Origin of the sequence: Paenibacillus konkukensis, from assembly GCF_023523925.1 — a bacterium.
Taxonomy (GTDB): Bacteria; Bacillota; Bacilli; order Paenibacillales; family NBRC-103111; genus Paenibacillus_S; species Paenibacillus_S doosanensis.
This window is the reverse complement of sequence record NZ_CP027059.1, coordinates 410482-430580: the sequence shown is the minus strand read 5'-3', so window position 1 is coordinate 430580 and position 20099 is coordinate 410482. Positions and strand designations below refer to the sequence as shown.

The following is a 20099-nucleotide window of genomic DNA, read 5'->3' as shown; positions in this document are numbered from 1 at the left end:
GAAAAGAAAAGCCTCCTTTAAAATGTATAATCATCACGTTATGTATCATATTGTACCGTATTGTAACGTGATGTATTGTTATGATACTATAGATTTAACGCGAATTCAACGAAAAAAAGAAACGCCCCGGCGCTGCCGATTCCGCAGTTTACGAGAACCGCCGGAAAGAGCCTTCGACCTTAGGGCTATTACAATCCGCTTGATAAATGGTTTATAATATTTCTAAAGTTGTCATTATCTCAATGTCCGAGAAGGGGTCATATATGTACAAATTGGAGCAGGACAATGTGGTGCCCATGTATGTCCAGTTAATGCAAATCATCAAGGATGAAATCGCCGCGGGCAAGCTTAAGCCCGGACAAAAGCTTCCTACGGAACTGGAACTGTGCGAAATGTATTCCATCAGCCGGAGAACGGTCCGGTCCGCGATTAACGAGCTTATAGAGGAGGGGCTGCTTACCCGGAAACAGGGGAAGGGAACCTTCATTCATTCCAATAAAATCGAGAGAGAGCTCGGCCCTGCATTAGGCTTTTCGGAAATATGCAGGCTGAACGGTCTTACCGCCACTTCCGAGGTCATCGAGCAAAAACGCATGAACGCCAATCAGACGCTCGCTGCGGCGATGGGGGTGCCGGCGAATACGGTTGTAGCATCGATCAAACGGGTCATGATGGCTGACGGCGTTCCCGTCATGCTGGACTACACGGTTCTTCCTCCCGAGTATATATCGCTGCTTGACGAAGAGCTTGCGAACAAGTCGCTGTACGCAACGCTGCGGGATCAATTCAACGTGGTGCTGACGCGGAACCGCAAATCGATTCAAATTGTTTTCGCCGACGCCTTCCAGGCGAAACATTTGCAGGTCAAGAAAGGTTATCCGCTCTTGATGATTCAGGGAGCGGTATACTCGCCCGACATGAAAGTCGTTCATTACGGGGATCAATATATCGTCGGCGATAAAATCAAATTTTACATTTGAGCTATTGATGAAACGGGAGCTGGAGAAGCCCGGTTTGGGAGCAATGTAAGCGGCTTAACGAAAAATTTTCAGTATGCACTTGATAATATCGCTCATGTCCGATAAAATACTGTATAAATCATAAATACATTGAAAAGGAATAGTACGATTTTCCAATCCGATCAGAGAGCTGTTGGGTGGTGCGAAACAGACGCGAAGGAAAATCCGAACTCGCCTTGGAGTAGCTCACCGAAAGCAAGTAGGCTGAGCCGGAGCCTAACCGTTATCACGCAGGAGGATATAGCCGTTGCTATGCAGGCTTGTATCCGTTTGAGTGCATGCCGACAAGGTGTGAATTAGAGTGGTACCACGTAAGATGTCAAAGTCTTTCGTCTCTTCTGGAGATGAAAGGCTTTTTTGCATTCCGAAACAGCGCAACCAAGTGCAACACATAACAATGAAAAGGATGATCATCAGATGAAAAATTACGAAAAATACGCCAGAGGCTATTTCATGCCTCCGAAGACGAGCTTAAACTGGACCCGCAAGGAATATATTACAGAAGCGCCTACTTGGTGCAGCGTCGACCTTCGCGACGGCAATCAGGCCTTGATCGTACCGATGAATCTGGAGGAGAAGCTGGAATATTTCCAAATGCTCGTGGACATCGGATTCAAGGAAATCGAAGTCGGCTTTCCCGCGGCGTCGGAAACGGAATTTACCTTCCTGCGCACGCTGATCGAACAAAATTTGATCCCGGACGACGTCACGATCCAGGTGCTGACTCAATCGAGAGAGCACATTATCCGCAAAACGTTCGAATCGCTGGAAGGCGCGAAAAAAGCCGTCGTCCACTTGTACAATTCGACCTCCATCGCGCAGCGGGAGCAGGTGTTCCGCAAATCGAAGGAAGAAATTATCGACATCGCGTTGACCGGAGCCAAGCTGCTGAAGCAATGCGCCGAGGAAACGGAAGGCAACTTCCAGTTCCAATATTCGCCGGAAAGCTTTACGGGCACGGAAATCGAGTTCGCGCTGGAAATTTGCAACCGCGTGCTCGACGTATGGCAGCCGACGGCGGAGAACCCCGTCATTATCAATCTGCCGGCTACGGTGTCCATGTCGATGCCGCATGTGTACGCCAGTCAGATCGAATATATGAGCGAGCATATGAATTACCGGGAGCATGTCATTTTGTCGCTTCACCCGCATAACGACAGAGGCACGGGAGTAGCGGACGCGGAGCTCGGCATGCTGGCCGGAGCCCAGAGAGTGGAAGGCACGCTGTTCGGCAACGGAGAGCGGACGGGGAACGTAGATATCGTCACGCTGGCCTTGAACATGTATTCCCACGGGGTGGACCCGAAGCTGAACTTCGAGAATCTCCCGGCGATCCTGTCCGTGTATGAGCGGCTGACCAAGATGAGAGTCGGCGAGCGGCATCCTTACGGCGGCGAGCTCGTATTTACCGCCTTCTCCGGTTCGCATCAGGATGCGATCGCCAAAGGATTGAAATGGCGCGAGGAGAAGGAATGCCGCTACTGGACGGTTCCTTATTTGCCGATTGATCCGAAGGATATCGGCCGCGAGTATGAAGGGGATATTATCCGGATTAACAGCCAATCGGGCAAAGGCGGGATCGGATATATTTTGCAGCAAAAGTACGGTCTCGATCTTCCGGCCAAAATGCGCGAGCACTTCGGCTACTGTGTGAAAAACGTCTCGGACCATCAGCAAAAAGAGCTGTCGCCCGATGAAATCCACGACATTTTCTTGAAAGCCTACGTGAACATCAAAGCGCCGGTCGAATTTGTCAAATACCGCGCCGTCGACGATGCGGATTTTCAAACCGTCGTCACCATTCGCAGCGGCGGCGATGTAAAGGAAATTACCGGCACCGGGAACGGCAGACTGGATGCGATCAGCAACGCGGTGCAAACCTATCTCGGCATCGAGTACAGAGACCTGACCTATACGGAGCATGCATTGGAAGCTGGATCGAAATCGCAAGCCGTTTCTTATATCGGAATTACGGCGGCGGACGGCAGCGTGCATTGGGGCTGCGGGATGGACGTCGATATTATGACTTCTTCCGTCAAAGCTCTGTTCAGCGCCTTGAACAATATGAGCCGTTAATCGTTAATGGAGCACCTTATCCTTGTGATAGGGCGCTCTTTTTTTGTCCAAATTATACATAATATTGTTAAAAATGTGCAAAATAACCTATCATGCCTGACATCGGTAGCCACAGGAGGGCGACATGTCCGAAACTTTTACCTCAGTCTACAGTTTGCCGGACCAAGCCGACAGTCCGCCTTTATTGGATCTGCTCAACGAAGCGTTCGAGGGGGCGGCTGATTATGCGGCGGCACAGATCGGATCGGATGATACTCAAGAGGTGTATCTATGCTTCCTCAAGTCGCTATGCTCTTCACAGAAACTGGAATATTTGCTCAGCATGGACGGGCAGGCAGACGTATCGGCACGGCTTGACCGGTTCATCGGCACCCATTTGGCCGAAGGGACCTTCACCCGCTGTCAGCAAGCTATATGCGCCGGATCGGCCATTGTGTGCAAAGGAAGCTCTTCTTCCGGACTTATACTGAATTTGTCGGAAAGTCAAAATCGGGCTGTCGGATCGCCAGTAACGGAAAACGTGCTTCAAGGCCCGATGAATGCCTTCAATGAAAGCCTCGATGTCAATACGGCGCTGATACGGCAGCAGATCCGCTCTTCGCAATTAAAGCTATGGGAAACGATGATCGGCGAAGAAAGCTTAACCCGTGTCGCCATATTTTCTTATTCCGGGTCCGTCGATGTCCGTCTGCTGTCGCAGCTGAAGGAAGAGCTGAAAGGGCTGAAGACCGACAGTTTGCTGGATACGGGCCAACTGCAGCGATTGTTGTTCAAAGGCAAGTGGAGGATGCCACTGTTTCCCATGGCCGTATCTACCGAACGGCCCGATCGCGTTGCGTCCAATCTGCTGTCGGGGAAGGCGGCGGTGATGGTGGACGGCTCTCCGTTTGCTCTGATTTTACCGTCGGTTTACACGGATTTTTGGCATTCGCCGGAGGATCAATATGTGAATCCGTACGTCGCGTACTTCCTCCTTGTTCTCCGTTTTTTGGCGATGTTCATCAACTTGTTTCTGCCGGGCATGTATGTCGCGCTTACCTCTGTCAATGTAGATGTCAATCGGATGGAAATCAGCCTTGCGGCGGCGGCGAGTCGGGAAGGCGTTCCGTATCCCGTATTTGTGGAAACGCTGCTGATGCTGATCATGATGGATTTTATTATCGAAGCAGGCATCCGGCTGCCCAAGACGATAAGCTCAACCGTGACGATGGTCGGCGGCGTCGTTCTGGGCCAAGCGATTATCCAGGCTCATATCGTGAGTAATTTGCTCGTTATCGTCGTGGCGGCCACGGCCATCACCAATTTTCTCGTTATTGATTATCAAATGGGCTTGATCCAGCGAATTTTGAAATATTTTATTATGGCCGGCGCGGCAGTGGCCGGGGTTTTGGGTATCGTATTCTGTTTATCTTGCCTCATTATTTATCTCAGCTGCCTGGAAACGTTCGGAGTTCCGTACCTGACATCTCTGTGGTCTCCGACGAAGCGGAGTGGAGAATCCGACGGAGACAGGTGAATAGAAAACAGCAAAGGGAGCGTTATCATGAAAAGCTCATCGGCCGTTACCAGCTATGAAATGCTTGCCATTCAAATGCTCTATTCAGGCGCAGCGGCCGGCTTCATTTATCCGAGCTTTTTGATTCGCAGTACCGCCGGCGCTTACTGGATACCGTTAGCGGTATGGATGACGGGCGCCATGCTGAGCTCATGGCTGTACAGCAAAATGCTGGCGCGGCTGGAAGGCAACAAGCTGCTCGCCGAGATAAAAGCTTCGATCGGCCGTATCGGCGCAACGATCCTCTGCTTGCCGGTTATGCTGTTTCTCGTGGGAGTTCTCGTTATTACGCTGCGAGCCTATTCCGAGATCGTTACAATGACGATGCTTCCCACAACGCCGATATCCTTTCTGAACGGCATGCTGATCGCTCCGGCCGCTCTGGCCTTGGCAGGGATGGCGCCAATTATACGCGCGGCAAGAGTGTTCTTCCTGCTGGCTCATTTGCTCACCGTTACGCTGATGGTTATCGGACTCAGCGATGTGAACTGGACGTTAGGGTCGCCATGGCTGAAGTCGGACGGGGACTTTTTTCTGGACAAGCAATTTTATGCAGGGTCGTTTATGTGGATGGGCTTTGCGATTACATCGTTCATCGGTCCTTATACGCGGGAATCGGCCCGCCGCGCCTGGAGAAGCTATACGCTTGCTTTGCTGTGTGCGATTCCCTTGATCGCAAGTTATATTTATTTGCCTGTGATGACCTTCGGCAGAGATTTAAGCCGTAATTTGACGCTTCCTTTCGTATCCAAGATGGATTCGATCTATCACTACTGGATTTTGTTCGAGAATTTGACCGCTATCTTTGTCTCGGCCACCATGTTTTATGCTTTGTTCATTATGGCCTTGAAGATGCATGCTTTGGGAGAGACGTTCCAATTGCTGTTCCCGCGCGCCAACGCCCGTTGGATCTATGCTTTTATTTTCATTATCGTTTATGCGGCGGCTACCGTTTTATCTTCCTGGAGACAGCTGGAGCATCTCATTTTCGTGACTGTGGGCTTGCGGTTTTATGTCATGTTCGCCTTTCCGTTACTCGCTCTGGGCATCTTCTTCTTGGCACGAAGGCGGAATGCAAAGGGGAGTGCGGCATGAGCGGGAAACGGCATCATTGGAAGGCGTCCGCGGCATGCGGACTGATCGCGCTGATCTTGTCAGGCTGCTGGGACTCCAAGGACATCGACAACCGGCTGATGGTCGGAGCCATTGGCCTGGAACAGCCTAAGGACACCTCGCTTCGCCTCTGGCTGCGGTTTCCGCTGCCCAAAGCGACCTTGGGCGAAGCGGGGAAAGATTTTTTTACCGTAAGTCAGGACGGCTTGACGGTCCCCGATGCGATGAATAAAGCGAAATATAAGCTGCCCAAGGCGCTCGAATCCTCTACCGCCCGCGCTATTCTGCTCGATGAAAAAATGGCCAAGTCGGGAATTAATCCTTATCTGGAATTCGCCGTCAGAGAGCGATCCGTTCCTTTAGACGCCATCGTAGCGGTCGTACGGGGCAATATGGAGCGGATTTTCACCAGTCCCAATCCTACAGGAGAGCTTTCGGGCATTTACACCAAGCTGTTTTTTGAACCTTATTCCGGCGGTACCCCAAGGAAAAACAAAACGATGCTATGGGAAGTCTACGCCAAGCTCTATAATCCGCTTCATGCCAATCTGATCCCGCTGTTAAGCGAAGGGACCCTGAATTCGTTTATCTTTGCCGGCAATGCGATTCTTATCAACGGAAAAATTGTCGGGGAATTAAACAAGAGCGAGTCGCTTATGTATGAAATTTTTACTCATCGATTTCACGATGCAGAGATGGCGCTGATGAACCGGTCGGATGTTCGCATCGTGCACAACCATAACCGTATCGCCACCTCGTTTGAGGGAGATACGCCGGTCATTTCTATCGATTGCTCGCTGATTACGACCTTAATCGACAGCTCACAATCGCTTCATCAGAAAATACCGCAAATTGTTGAAGATCTGAAAGCCGAGTTGACGGAGCTTTCCCGGTCCATGTTCGAGAAGACCCAGAAGCAAGGGGCCGATGTTTTCGGCTTCGGCAATCATTTTCGGAGCCGTCTGCAGCCTTCGCAGTATGCCAAGTGGCCGGAGATGTTTAAGAAGGCCAGGATCAACGTCGAATTCCATATCGATATGAGAAATACGGGGCTTCAATTTTTGGAGCGGTGACCGATTGAAAAAACATGTTTAACCCCGATGCGGCTCATGTTACAATGGGCTGGCAATAAAATACATTCAAAGGGGTTGCAATATGTTCTTGAAGCGTTTATGCCTTATTACGGCGGCGGCTTCCATCAGTCTTAGTTTGGGAGCGCAGGCGGCTAAGGCCGAGGAATCACAAATCCGGGTATATTTTAACGGGGAGCCGCTTCCATTCGCGGACCCTCCGCGTATCGAGGATGGAACGACCTTGGTTCCTTTCAGGATTCTTATGGAAAAATTGGGGATGACGACGATTGATTGGGATGCGGCGGCAAGCCAAATTACCGCGCTCAAAGGCGACCAGAAACTTGTGCTGCAAATCAATAATACAACGGCTACCGTAAACGGAAAATCCAAGTTATTGGAAAAAGCTCCCGTCATCATCAATGGAAGCACGTTTGTGCCGCTGCGATTCGTCTCCGAAACAATGAACGCTGAAGTAAAATGGGATGCGGACGCGCAGCTGATTACCATTCAATCCGGAAGTCCGGCAGCGGCTTCTTCCGCTAGTACGACGAAGGAAGCCGGTATACCGGAAAAATCGAAGAAAACCTCCTACGCAGTCGATACGATTATGAAATTTTACGGCTATGAGAACAATGGCTCCGGTATTAACCGTTATAGTTACAGTTCCTTAGCGGTGGATCGCAACGGCTCGGCCTACCTGCTAGAGGACCGCAATATTGGCAGCGGGTACAATCAGTCATTAGTCGATATGATCAAGGTTAATACCCAAAACGGAAACCAGCTGTCACAAAAGCCGGCCGAAGATAACTATTCGTTTGAATATACGGACTGGAAAGGAAATAAGCTTAAATCGCAATCCAACAATTTTTACCCTAGATGGCTGATCTACAATGAATGGACAGATAAATTGGCCGTAGGCGGGATTAACGCGGAGGCAAGCGATACGATGCTTTCAATCTCCACTCGCTACCCGAACAGCGACTTGATCGGTTACCAATTGAATTATAAGACGACTCCGACGAACGAAGCTAATTTTGCTATTTTTATGGATCAAGATACGCTTTTGTACAGCGAGATGATGACCAAAACCATCTACCGGCTGCAAAAGGGGAAAACGCCTGAGCCCTTATCCTTCAACAATGCCCAGCAATCGCTGCAATTAAGCGGTAAGCAGCTGGAGGCCGTCTGGAACGATCAGAAGCTTTATGTGCTCGATACGGGCAATTGCACCTTGTACAAGCTCGACCCGGCGAGCAGCGACATAAGTAAGGTGTATGAAAATAAAGAGTTCGCCGTTAGCGGTTCAACCACCCACCAAAGCAAGTTCTATGTAGCCAAAGGCGCCAGCATCTATGAATTGACCACCGATGGTCATTGGTCAACCTTCATTGCAGGCAGTGAATTGAACCAGCCGCAGCCGTCAGCGGACGCTGCAGCGGGAATGCATACGCCGACGTATAACGTAAGCGCGGAGCAGGTGGGCCCACTGAACAACATCTCGCTCATGGCTTTTGACGCCGATGAAAACATAATCGTGTTCGACTACGACTATTTATGTCTGCGCAGAATTAACCGTTAACGATAACGCCAACCGGAGAAGGGCCTGCAGCTTCATGCGGCTCTTCTTACGGCTTCAATCTCATCATGGTCCCGATGCTGCTGTTCGGATTGCCGACGTAAAAACGTTTGCTTAAAGGCATGACGGTCAGAGCGGTGAAATAAATATCGTTAGGAGATGAAGGCGATGAAACTAGTTTCGCTCACTATGGTGCGCAACGACCTGAACCACATCCCGAATATTACAATTCCTTCCAATTATCGCATAGTCACGTTTAAACGCGGTGAAGAGGCTGTTTGGGCTGAGATTGAAGCCAGTGTGGACGAATTTGCCGACAAAGCGGCCGCACGAAATCATTTCGATAAAGAATTCGGCTCGCATCTACAGGACATGGAGGATCGCTGCTTGTTTATCGTGAACGAGCGCGGAGAGTCGGTAGGAACCACAACCGCATGGTATGGATCGCTGCGGGGCGAGGATACGTGGGGACGAATACACTGGGTGGCCGTCAAGCCGGAATATCAGGGAAAAAAACTCGCCAAACCGCTCCTTAGCAGCGCGCTTCAAATCTTGTCGCGGTTCCATGACAAAGCCTATTTAACGACGCAAACGACCAGTTATCGGGCGATCAATTTATATTTAAATTACGGATTCGAACCGCTGATTACGAAGCCGGAATGCTTGGAAGGCTGGCGTATCGTCGAACGACAGTTAGACCGGAACATATTAGGATAGCGCTTGGAACCGGCGCGGGCGGTGCGGCGGAGGCGGGCGAGCCTCCGATCTCGCGGACTAGGCGCGAAGCGAGCTTCAAGTATGGGAATACGAACTTCAAAAGCCGAATGCTTATTGTAAGCATTTCGGTTTTTTTAGATTTATTTTAGATTTGCTTTAGAGGCAGTTTATAGATTCCGGGTATGATAAAACCGAACGCGCGGGAGACGCCGGCGAGGAGCGGATCAATGTGATCCATAGAGAAGAAGGGGGATAGGCTTATGTTCAAGCTGAGTTTAACTCCGAGAAGATGGCTGCTTACGCTTCATGTGCTGTTCTCGGCGATTATGTTCGGGGGCGCGGTCATTTTTCTCGTGCTAAGCGTTATCGTTGCCACGAGCAGCGACGAGGGCATCGTCAGCGCATGCTATACGGTGATGCATCTGTTAGCCCGAACGTCAGTCCGGGCTTCGACGATCGGGACGCTGGCAACCGGCATTATGCTGTCGGTCATGACGCAGTGGGGGCTTTTCAAATATCATTGGATTATCGCCAAGGAAGCGCTCACGGCCGTCTGTATCGTGATAGGTCCGGTCGGGATGTACTTCTGGACGCTAAAAGCGGTCGAACTGACGTCGGCGTACGGATGGAGCGCAGGGGCCGATTCGCAATACATCGTGAACAGCGTTCAGCTATGGATTGGTATTATCATCCAGATTGTGTCATTAGCCGCGATGACTGCGCTCTCGGTATTCAAACCCGGAGGGGCGCGGAAACGCCGCAAAACCGCCTAAGCCGCATCCTCCCCAGGGCCGGCCGATGGTGGTGCATTGCAAGCGCAAGCTGCGGATCGTATATTTACGCTGACGGCCTCCTCTTGTATACTAAGTTTGTAAGCGTTTGCCAATAGACGGGAAGGAGGCCGTTCCGCGTGTTCCGAATGACCGGTATATTTCGCTCCCGCACCTATTTCATCCGTATTCTGCGCACGATTGCACTGGTGCTGGTCGTTTTTTTACTGATCCTGTCGTCGGTGCTGTACGCATTCTCCCGCAAGACGGCGCTGGAGATGCAGCAGGAAGCAAGCCGCAAGGTGCTCAATCAGATTAACTATAATATCGACAATCTGAATGAAACCGTGCGCAGTCTGATGATGACGGCGTTCAACGACCGCGATATGACCGTGCTGATGAACAATCAGGACATTGAAGTGTTCGATCTGTACAATAAGCTGTATAAGCTCGACCTCTTCGTCAGCTCCAATCCGTTTATCCAATCGATCTGGATTTACAACGGGTATAACGGCTGCTACTATTCGACGGCGCTGAGCTCGATGGTTTCCTGCAAGGAACCGGATAGCGCGAGCAATCTGCTCAAGCCGTTCATCGTCTCGCCGAATACGCTGGCCAAGCTGACGCTGCTGCCGATTGCGCCCAGCTTCTCGGAAGCGGGCAAGCAGGAGCTGTTCGCTTATTTTATGTACAAAAATCTCGACGCCTACGTGCCCGGCAGCAGCGTGCTGATGATGTCGATCAAAGCGAAATGGCTGTTCGATAACATTCGCACCTTAAACGAGCTCGGGGACAATGCGCCCGGCGACCTGTTCATTATGGATGCGGACGGCAAAGTGTTCAGTCCCGGCGAGAGCGGGGCGGCCCGGGACGAAGGCATCTACAGCGCCCTGCGCACGGCTTCGACCTCTTCGGGCTACCTGATGACCGGACAGGGCAGAGACAAGAAAATCGTGACCTACATGGCCTCCAAATTCAACGGCTGGAAAGTCGTCAGCGTTCAACCGTATGACCAGGTGTTCGGCAAGGTCAATCAGCTGTTAACGGTGATGGTCGTCATTCTCGGGATCTTTATCGTTCTGGCCTTCGTCGTATCCTCTTTGGCGACAGTGCGGCTGTACCGGCCGTTCGGAAAGCTGATGAGCCAAATTCAGCGGCTGCCTGAAGCGCAGATGGAGCTGCCGCCGAAGGATGAGCTGAGCCTGATGTCCGCCGTGTACGACCGGATCGTGGAGAAAATGAACAGGCTGCAGGCCGACCAGAACGTCAACCAGCACATATGGCAGAGCTACCGGCTGCGCCGTCTGATGACCGACAGCGCCGTCACGACGGAAGCGGAGTTCGCCGAATGCATGCCCGCCGCAGCTTCCGCCGGCGAGGGCAGACAGTTTATCGTCGCGGTGTTGAAGCTCGACGATTACGGGCGCTTCGCGCAGACGCGCAGCGAGCGCGAGCAGAAGCTGTGCCGCTTCGCCGTCACCAACATAGCGGGGGAGCTGTACGGCGAGCAGTTTCCGAACGTCCCGGCGGATATGAAGAACGACCATGCCGCCGTGCTGCTGATGGTGCCGCCGGGGAATACCGAGCAGACATATGCGGAGCTGACCCGGTTGACCCATCTGGTGATGAGCACCATGGACAGCTATTACAACTTATCGCTGACCGCAGCGTTCAGCGAGCCGTTCGGCGATTACCGGCACGCCGCGCCAAGCTACGAGCAAGCGCTCGCTTACAGTCTTTACCGGATGGTGTACGGCAAAATGTCCGTCATTACGCCGGCACATATCGCGGCCTGCCAAGGCGGCGACGCCTACGAAATCCCGTACGAGCTGGAGAAAAAGCTGGTCGATGCGATTCGCTCCGGGGAGGCGGCCGCCATGCAAGCCCGCATGGACGCGGTCTTCCAATATATCGCGCAGCTGAGTCCGGTTAACGTCGACTTTGCGATCTTGCAGTTGCTGGTCATATTGCAGCATACAGTAAGGGATGTCAGCTCCAACAAGCTGAAAAATTTGACCGTCGACTTGCGCGCGTACAACCGGCGGATGCTCGAGCAGGAGACGCTGGCGGATATGCGGCGGCTCATGGACGATCTGCTCCGCGAAGTCGCGGGGCAAATGCAGGAGGCGGCCAAAGGTAAAAACGAGTACTTGATCGAAGCGGTGAAGGAGATCGTCGAGAACAACTATGCGGACGAAAACTTGAGCCTGCAGTTCGTCGCATCGGCGCTGCGGATGTCCGCGGCTTACTTGGGGCGGTTTTTTCGCAGCAGCCAAGGGCAGTCGGTGGCCGATTATATCAACGAGGTGCGGCTGACGAAGGCGCAGGAGATGCTGAGCGCCGGCAGCGACAGCATTGCCGCTATTATGAAGAACGTCGGCTTCACGAACGAAAGCAATTTCTTTAAGCATTTCAAGAAAAAGACGGGCGCCACGCCCGGGGAATACCGTTTGCGAAAAGCGAATGGGGATTCCGGTTAAACATGCAGCAGGCCGAAGCTTTGGACTTGACCCGTATCCTTGGATCGGTGGGGTTCATCGCCAAGGCTTTTTTTCGTGCAGAAAGGCCGCCGCCCAAGGCCGCTGCCGCTTGAAATATGCGAAAACAACAGGAATGTATCTTTTATACAGCCCTAAAAACAGGAATATGCGACAGTTACAGTATCGTGGCGAAGGCCGGCTGCCGCATAATTCAATCATAGGCTGCGAGGCAGCCTCACTTAACTTTTAGGCCAAGCGAGGTGTTGAAGAAATGCAACCAAACGGCAGCGTCCGAGCCGGGGACGAAAAGCGCAGCCTCTCCTTGAAGAGGGATGCGGCGGGCGCGGGAATCGCCTTCAAGCTGCGGACGGAATGGAAGCAGTTTCGGAAAAACGGCGAATTGTTCATGCTCACCGTTCCGGCGCTTTTATTCAAATTTATTTTTGCCTATTTGCCGCTCGTCGGGCTGATCATCGCTTTTAAGAAATTCAATTATGCCAAAGGGCTATGGGGCAGCGAATGGGTCGGGCTGAACAATTTCAAGTTTTTTTTCGCTTCGGACAACGCCTTCCGCATTACGCGCAATACGATTTTATACAATGCGAGCTTTATCGTGCTGACGACGGTCATCGCGGTCGCGCTGGCCATCCTGATGAACGAGCTGGGCAAAAGATGGCTGAAGCTGCATCAAACCGCGCTGTTTCTGCCTTACTTTCTGTCCTGGGTCGTCGTCAGCTACGTTACGCTCGGATTCCTCGACAACGCCAGCGGTTTCTTGAATCAGCTGCTTCAGCAGTTCGGCGCCGCGCCCGTGAAGTGGTATCAGGAAGCGAAATATTGGCCGGTCATTCTGATTCTCGTTCATCTGTGGAAATCGGTCGGCTTCTCGGCGCTGATTTATTACGCGGGCATTCTCGGCATCGATTCCAGCTATTACGAGGCGGCGCGGATCGACGGCGCGACCCGGCTGCAGATGATCCGCAGCATTACGATTCCGCTGCTGACGCCGCTTATCGTCATTCTGTTTATCGTCGCCGTCGGGCAAATGTTCCGCGCGGACTTCGGCTTGTTCTTCTTCGTGCCGAACGACACGAGCTTTCTTTATCCGACGACGGACGTGATCGATACGTATGTGTACCGCTCGCTGCGCGTCGTAGGCGATATCGGCATGTCTTCGGCCATCGGCCTGTACCAATCGGTCGTCGGGCTGGCGCTGGTGCTCGCGGCCAATTACGGTATTCGCAAAATCAATTCGGAAAACTCGTTATGGTAGGAGGCGAACCAAACAATGAATGCCGCTGCAACCCGAACCCGCAGCCAACCTGCGATAGCCCGGCATCTGATCAACCTGTTCTTTATTGTGCTGACGATTGCGATGATCGTACCGATGGCGCTGGTCGTCTCCATCTCGCTTTCGGAGGAGAAATCGCTCGTGCTGAGCGGATATCGCCTGATCCCCGAGAAATTCAGCTTGACGGCGTACTCGCTCATCTTGGAGCATCCCGCCCAGCTGCTTAGGGCATACGGGGTCACGATCTTCGTCACGGTCGTCGGACTGGCAGCCAGCCTGCTGTTTACCTCGATGGTCGCCTATTCGATATCGCGTAGGGATTACAGATACCGGCGGATCACCACGATGTACGTGCTGTTCACGATGCTGTTCAGCGGAGGACTTGTGCCCTTTTACATCTTGGTCACGCAGTATTTGCATCTGAAGGATACGATCTGGGCGCTCATCGTGCCGTATTTGGTCAATCCGTTCTACGTGCTGATCATGAAGGGCTTTCTGGAAAAGCTGCCGGGGGAAATTTTCGAATCGGCCAAAGTGGACGGGGCGAGCGAATGGCGCATATTTTTCGGCATCGTGCTTCCGCTGTCGACTCCGGCGCTGGCAACCGTCGGGCTGTTCATCGCATTCGCTTACTGGAACGACTGGTGGCTCGGCCTGCTGTTCATCAACGACCAGGAGCTCGTTCCGCTGCAGCTGCTGCTGTACCGGATCATGAGCACGATCGAATTTATGACCAACAATATGAATACGGTCAATGTGCAGATCGATCTGTCGCAGTTTCCGAGCTTGTCGGCCCGGATGGCGATGGCGGTGCTTGCCGCAGGACCGATGATGTTCGTATTCCCGTTTTTTCAGCGGTTTTTCGTGGCGGGACTGACCGTCGGCTCGGTGAAGAGCTAAGGCGTCGCAGCCGCCGCATCATTATATATGGTAGAGGGAGGTCATTGCTTATGAATCGATTTGCGTCAAACGTACTGCTCCGTACGCTGCCCGCCATGCTCGCAGGTTCGCTGCTGCTGGCCGGATGCAGCAGCGGAGGGAGCGGAGACACGGGAACGAAGGAAGCCGGGGAAGACGGCAGCGGGGGACTCAAGCCTGTGCAGCTGTCCTGGTATTATCCGGCGACCGCCGGCGTGCCGGCCGATCTGAAGATGATTGAGGATGCGGTCAACCAAATTACGAAAGCGAAAATTAACGCCACCGTCAAGCTGAACGCCGTATCGTCCGGCGATTACAACCAGAAAATGAACACGAGCGTCGCTTCCGGGGAAGAGTTCGACATTCTGTGGACATCTAACTGGAACTTCGACTATGTGCAAAATCAGAGCAAAGGCGCGTTCATCGCGCTTGACGAGCTGATCGACCGGTATGCGCCGGAGGTGAAGAAAAGCATGCCGGACTTTGTCTGGGAAGCGACCAAGATCGACGGCAAAATTTACGGCGTGCCGAACTATCAGACCGTGACGAACAGAGAGGGCTTCGTGCTGCAAAAGCGGTATCTCGACAAGTATAACTTCGATCCGGCGCAGCTGAAGAAGATCGAGGATATCGAGCCGCTGCTCGCCAAGCTCAAGGAGAACGAAAAAGACGTCATTCCGTTTATGCTGGACCGCAAAGGCAAATTCGGCAACATGCTGCGCACCTATAATCTGGAAAATGTGATCAACGGCATTGCCGTCATTAATCTGAACAACCCGGATAAAATTGTAAACATGTACGATACGCCTGAATATAAAGCATATCTTGACCTTATGCGCTCCTGGTACAACAAAGGCTACATTAACGAGGACGCCGCAACGCTGAAAAACGGCAACGATTACACGAAGGTCGGTAAAACGGCCGTCAGCTACCATAACGTGCTGAAGCCGGGCGGGGAACAGGAAGCCAAAGTATCGTCCGGCGGACTCGACCATGTCTATGCTCCGCTGACCGAGGTTTATACGGGAACGAATACGATCATTACGACGATGCAGGCGATCAGCCGCACCTCCAAAAACCCGGAACGCGCGATGATGTTCATTAATTTGGTCAATACGGACAAAGAGCTGTTCAATCTGCTGTCCTTCGGCATCGAAGGCAAACACTATACGAAGAACGCCGACGGCACGATCAAAATCAACAAAGATGCCGGCTATGCGGCGGCCGATTGGGTGTTCGGCAACGTGTTTAACGGCATTCCCATCGAGGGCAAAGCGCCGGATATTTTCGAGCAGACGAAGAAGGAAAACGAATCCGCCAAGCCTTCGCCGATTATGGGCTTCAAATTTAAAGCCGATCCGGTAGCCGCCGAGGTCGCTAACATCAATGCGGTCGTGGACGAATTCGGGCCGGGCCTTAACACCGGGATCGTCGATCCGTCCAAGCTCGGCGAATTTCAGGAAAAGCTGAAAAAAGCCGGGATGGATAAAGTGGTCGCCGAGGCGCAGAAGCAGCTGGACGAATGGAAAAAGACGAAAAAATAATCCCGGACCGCCGCAGCGGGCGGCAGCTGGCGCGACCGCTGCGTGCGTCCGCTTATTGCGGGAGGACGCAAAATGACAGGTATCGAGCAGCTGACGCTGCGTCAGCTCAAATCCGCTCTGGAACGAGCGCAAGACGAGGGAGCGCCGCTGTTCCCGGAGGCCGCCGATCCGCGAAGCTGGCGGCGCAGCAGGCAGGACCCGCGCTGCGCGCAAGTATGGAACGACATCCGCACGGCGGGCGAATCGTTCCTGAGCGCTGCGGCGCCGCCCCTGCCGTATTCGGCATTTACGCTGTTCCATCGGACCGGCGACCGCACCCGGTATGACGACAGCTATTTCGACCGCCGCCGCAGACTGTGCGTCTTGGCGATGCTGGCGATTGCGGACGAGGAGGGCGAACGCTGGATCGCGCCGCTCCAGGATATCATCTGGGCGATTTGCGACGAATATACGTGGGTGATTCCGGCGCATGTAGGGCTGTATCATAACGATTATCCAAGCGGTATCTGGGATCGGCCCGAGCCTCCGCGGGAGACGGTGGACTTGTTCGCCGGAGAGACGGCGTTCGCCTTGGCCGAAATTACCGGTTTGCTGGAGGAGAGGCTGGAGCCGTGGGTCGTCCGCCGGGCGCGCGATGAAATCGGGCGGCGCGTGCTGAACGTGTATTTCGCCGATCCGGCGCCGCAAAATTGGGAGCTTAAGACGAATAATTGGCCCGCCGTGTGCGCGTCATGCATCGGCGGCTCGGCGCTGTGGCTCGTCCGCGACCCGGAGAAGCTCGCCGGGATGCTCTGGCGGACGCTCGCCGCCCTGCGGCAGCATTTGCAGGGCTTCGACGAGCAGGGGGCGACGCCGGAAGGAGCCGCTTACTGGCAGTTCGGCTTCGGCTATTACGTCTATTTTGCCGAGCTGCTGTATTCGCGCACGGCCGGACAGGTCGATCTGCTGGCCGGAGAGAAGCTGCGCCGCATCGCCTGCTTTCCGCGCAGCTGCATGCTGACCGGCAGCCAGGTAATCAACTTCTCCGACGCGCCTGCGGAAATCGATTATCAGCCGGGGCTGTACGACCGGCTGCGCCGCCGCTTTCCCGAGGCCGCATCGCCGGAGCAAGCGCCGGTATACAAAGGCGCGTTCCGCTCCTGGATGATGGCTTCCCGCATGCTGCTGTGGATGGAGCCGGAAGCGCCGGCTCCCGGCCGGTACGGCGGGCTCCCGCGCCGGGAAGACTATTATTTTCCCGGTCACGGCTGGGTCGTCAGCAAATCGGCGGACGCCGGCGGGCTCGTCGCCTTTGCGGCCAAGGGAGGGAGCAACGACGAGCCGCACAACCATAACGACCTGGGCCATTTTATCGTTCATGTGCGCGGCCGGAGCGTTCTGTGCGACCTCGGGGCCGGCGAATATACGCGGCAGTATTTTCAGCCGGCTTACCGCTACGAACAGCTGACGGCCGGTTCCTACGGTCATTCCGTGCCGGTCGCAGCCGGGGCGGGGCAGACGGCCGGAGCATCGCATCGCGCCCGTCCTCTCGGCTATGAGCGGACGGACGAACGCGTCGTATACCGGCTCGATCTGACCGGGGCGTACCCTGACGCGGCGCTCGAACGGCTGCATCGCGAGTTCGTATGGGAGCGTCCGGCGCAGGCGGGAGGGGAAGCGCGCTATAGCTTGACGGTGCGCGACGAATGCGTCTTCGGGAAGGCGGAGAGCTTCGAATCCGCCTTCATCTGCAGCCTGCCTCCGGCGCTGGAGGGGGCGGGCTGCGCGGCCATCGGCCCCGTGACGATGATCTACGACGCGGAGCGGTTCGTCTGCCGGGTGACGGAGGAGCGTTACCGGACGATAGCGGGCGAGGAGCGCACGGCGTACCGGCTCGTTCTGGCTGCATCCGAACCGTCCGTCCGGACAGTGTGCGAGGTTCGGTTTGAAATTAATGGGAGAGGGTGAATGAGTTGACGACAAGCCGGGAAGGAACAGGGCATGTAAACGCAGGAGCCGCCGCCGGCTGCGCGCCATCCGGCGCTCTGCCGCAGATTGCGGCCCGGGATGGCTGGAGCCCGCCGGAGTGGGCGCTGATGCAGAGGCTGCTGCTGGAAACGTTAAACGATGCGGCGGCCGAATTCGTCCGGCGCTATACGTATCCGGACGGCACGCTGATATGGCGGGACAACTGGCCGGGCATGGACGGCTCGGACGATCCGTACGAGGCGTTCATGAATTTGGCGCTGCTCTATGCGCTCGGCGGCAGCGAAGAAGTTCACGCGCTGGCGCTGAACATGTGGGATGCCATTACTTGGCAGTGGACGCAGTACGGCCAAATTTACAACGAATTCGACCGATATTACGATTGGATGCATCACGGCGAAGGCTATTTATATTTGTACTTTCTCGGCTTGACCGATCCGCATTTGCCGAAGCAGGTGCAGCGCTCGGTCCGCTTTGCCGGGATGTACACCGGCGACGATCCGGAAGCGGATAATTACGATAAGGAGAAGAAGCTGATCCGCTCTCCGATCACCGGCAGCAAGGGGCCGAGGTTTACGATGACCGAGGAGGACTGGTGCACGCACCGCGGGGTGCTGGACGATTATCTAGCTCCGTTCGAGGACATCCCCGGCGTCGATTTCGCGAGCGGCAAATGCCCGTGGTCGGACGATAACGTCTACCGCGAGATCATCCGGCTGATGAACGAGCGGATGGCCCGGGGCGACGTGCCGCTTAATCTGAACGCAACCTCCCTGGTGACGCACGCCTTTATGATGACGGGCGAGGAGCGGTTCCGCGGCTGGGTGCTGACCTATTATGCGGCGTGGGAAGAACGGGCGGCGCGCAACGGCGGCATCATGCCCGATAATGTCGGCCTTTCCGGTGAAATCGGGGAATATATGGACGGCAAATGGTGGGGCGGTTATTACGGCTGGCGCTGGCCGCACGGCTTTATGACCGTCATTGAGCCGCTGACGAACGCGGCCATGAACGCAGCGCTGCTCACCGGCGACATGTCGCGCCTCGGGGAGGCGCGCCGCCAGCTCGATCTGAACTGGTCGCTCGGAAAGCGCGAGGACGGCGTCTGGGTCGTTCCGCACCGGCACTTCGACGCCGGCTGGACGGATTACCGGCAGCCCGATCCGAAATACGCGATCTATTTGTGGACAGTATCGATGGCGGAGGAGGACCGGGAACGGGCGAACCGGATCGAAGCGGCCGCGCATTTCCGGGAGGTCGACGTCCCGGCCGTGTCGGGACGCAATCCGGCGACGGGGAAGGAAACGAAGCATTTTATCGGCAACACGTACCCATGGTTCCGTTATATGCAGGGATTGGCGCCGGATTACCCCGGGCAAGCGCTGCATGCGGGCTATCGGCTGATCCGGCAGCAGTTGGAGAAGATGCGATCCGATGCGGGCAATCCGCGCAGCTGGAATTACGGCGCATACAATACGGACGATTTATCGAGCATTCATTTCTGGCAGGAATATTGCCCGCTTTACTTCGAGAGTCTCGTGCAGTTGACCTGGGGGGCGCCGATGCACATTTCGCACGGCGGCTTGCAGCATGCGCGGCTGCGGTATTTCGACGCCGACGGACGCAGGCCCGGTCTGCCTGAACAGGTCGGGGCGCTGGTAGAAGCGCTGACGGAGGACGGGGCGACCGTGACGCTGGTGAATGTCGGCCTGACTGCGGAGCGCACGGTAATCGTGCAGGCCGGCGGTTTCGGAGAGCACCGCTTCGAACAGGCGGTTTGCTATAACGAACGGGGAGAGCGGACCGCTGTGGTGCCGATCGGCAGCCGCTGGCTCGAGGTCAAGCTCGCGCCCGGCAGCGGCGTCCGGCTGGAACTGACGATGTTGCGCTACGTTAACGCGCCGACCTACGCGACGCCGTGGACGGCGGAGGCGGATCGCGCGCCGGTGCTGCGAGGCAGGAGCGAATGAGCCGGACGAATTCGCGGGATACGTCGCAGGCC

General features: G+C 54.7%; 14 protein-coding genes and 1 other annotated feature. All 14 genes read left to right on the top strand.

The window, feature by feature from the left end; all coding sequences use genetic code 11:
* Positions 1-263: 263 nt before the first annotated feature.
* The 14 genes from SK3146_RS01790 (at position 264) to SK3146_RS01725 (ending at position 20067) form a co-directional block, all read left to right on the top strand.
* Entirely contained in the window at positions 264-980 is a 717-nt protein-coding gene (locus SK3146_RS01790; protein WP_249863446.1) for a GntR family transcriptional regulator, read from the top strand.
* A 120-nt stretch (positions 981-1100) separates the two neighbouring features.
* Positions 1101-1359 (top strand) — a binding site (T-box leader).
* Between the two features lie 77 nt (positions 1360-1436).
* Positions 1437-3095 carry a 2-isopropylmalate synthase gene (gene leuA / locus SK3146_RS01785; RefSeq protein WP_249863445.1) on the top strand — a complete coding sequence of 553 codons (1659 nt, stop codon included), beginning with the start codon at positions 1437-1439 and terminating at the stop codon, positions 3093-3095.
* Between the two features lie 124 nt (positions 3096-3219).
* Positions 3220-4611, top strand: a complete 1392-nt coding sequence (locus SK3146_RS01780; RefSeq protein ID WP_249863444.1) for a spore germination protein — start codon at positions 3220-3222, stop codon at positions 4609-4611.
* A 27-nt stretch (positions 4612-4638) separates the two neighbouring features.
* The gene (locus SK3146_RS01775; protein ID WP_249863443.1) at positions 4639-5745 is read left to right on the top strand and encodes a GerAB/ArcD/ProY family transporter; all 1107 of its coding nucleotides are present in this window, start codon (positions 4639-4641) and stop codon (positions 5743-5745) included.
* Complete coding sequence (locus tag SK3146_RS01770) at positions 5742-6836, top strand: Ger(x)C family spore germination protein (RefSeq protein ID WP_249863442.1); 1095 nt, start codon at positions 5742-5744, stop codon at positions 6834-6836. Before SK3146_RS01775 ends, SK3146_RS01770 begins: the two co-directional genes overlap by 4 nt.
* 82 nt (positions 6837-6918) lie before the next feature.
* A complete protein-coding gene (locus SK3146_RS01765; RefSeq protein ID WP_249863441.1) occupies positions 6919-8415 on the top strand; it encodes a copper amine oxidase N-terminal domain-containing protein in 1497 nt (498 codons plus the stop codon).
* Positions 8416-8580: 165 nt separating this feature from the next.
* Positions 8581-9129: a GNAT family N-acetyltransferase gene (locus SK3146_RS01760; RefSeq protein ID WP_249863440.1), complete on the top strand. Its 549-nt coding sequence runs from the start codon at positions 8581-8583 to the stop codon at positions 9127-9129.
* 260 nt (positions 9130-9389) lie between these two features.
* Entirely contained in the window at positions 9390-9902 is a 513-nt protein-coding gene (locus SK3146_RS01755; RefSeq protein WP_249863439.1) for a hypothetical protein, read from the top strand.
* Positions 9903-10048: 146 nt separating this feature from the next.
* On the top strand, positions 10049-12379 hold the full coding sequence (locus SK3146_RS01750; RefSeq protein WP_249863438.1) for an AraC family transcriptional regulator: 2331 nt from the start codon (positions 10049-10051) through the stop codon (positions 12377-12379).
* 271 nt (positions 12380-12650) lie between these two features.
* Positions 12651-13652, top strand: coding sequence for an ABC transporter permease (locus tag SK3146_RS01745; protein ID WP_349655185.1), 1002 nt, complete (start codon positions 12651-12653; stop codon positions 13650-13652).
* A 15-nt stretch (positions 13653-13667) separates the two neighbouring features.
* Positions 13668-14570, top strand: coding sequence for a carbohydrate ABC transporter permease (locus tag SK3146_RS01740; RefSeq protein ID WP_249863437.1), 903 nt, complete (start codon positions 13668-13670; stop codon positions 14568-14570).
* A gap of 50 nt (positions 14571-14620) precedes the next feature.
* A complete protein-coding gene (locus tag SK3146_RS01735) occupies positions 14621-16132 on the top strand; it encodes an ABC transporter substrate-binding protein (protein WP_249863436.1) in 1512 nt (503 codons plus the stop codon).
* Between the two features lie 72 nt (positions 16133-16204).
* On the top strand, positions 16205-18079 hold the full coding sequence (locus SK3146_RS01730) for a heparinase II/III family protein (RefSeq protein ID WP_249863435.1): 1875 nt from the start codon (positions 16205-16207) through the stop codon (positions 18077-18079).
* Positions 18076-20067 carry a DUF8034 domain-containing protein gene (locus tag SK3146_RS01725; protein WP_249863434.1) on the top strand — a complete coding sequence of 664 codons (1992 nt, stop codon included), beginning with the start codon at positions 18076-18078 and terminating at the stop codon, positions 20065-20067. The genes SK3146_RS01730 and SK3146_RS01725 overlap by 4 nt, the downstream gene beginning before the upstream one ends.
* Positions 20068-20099: the final 32 nt, after the last annotated feature.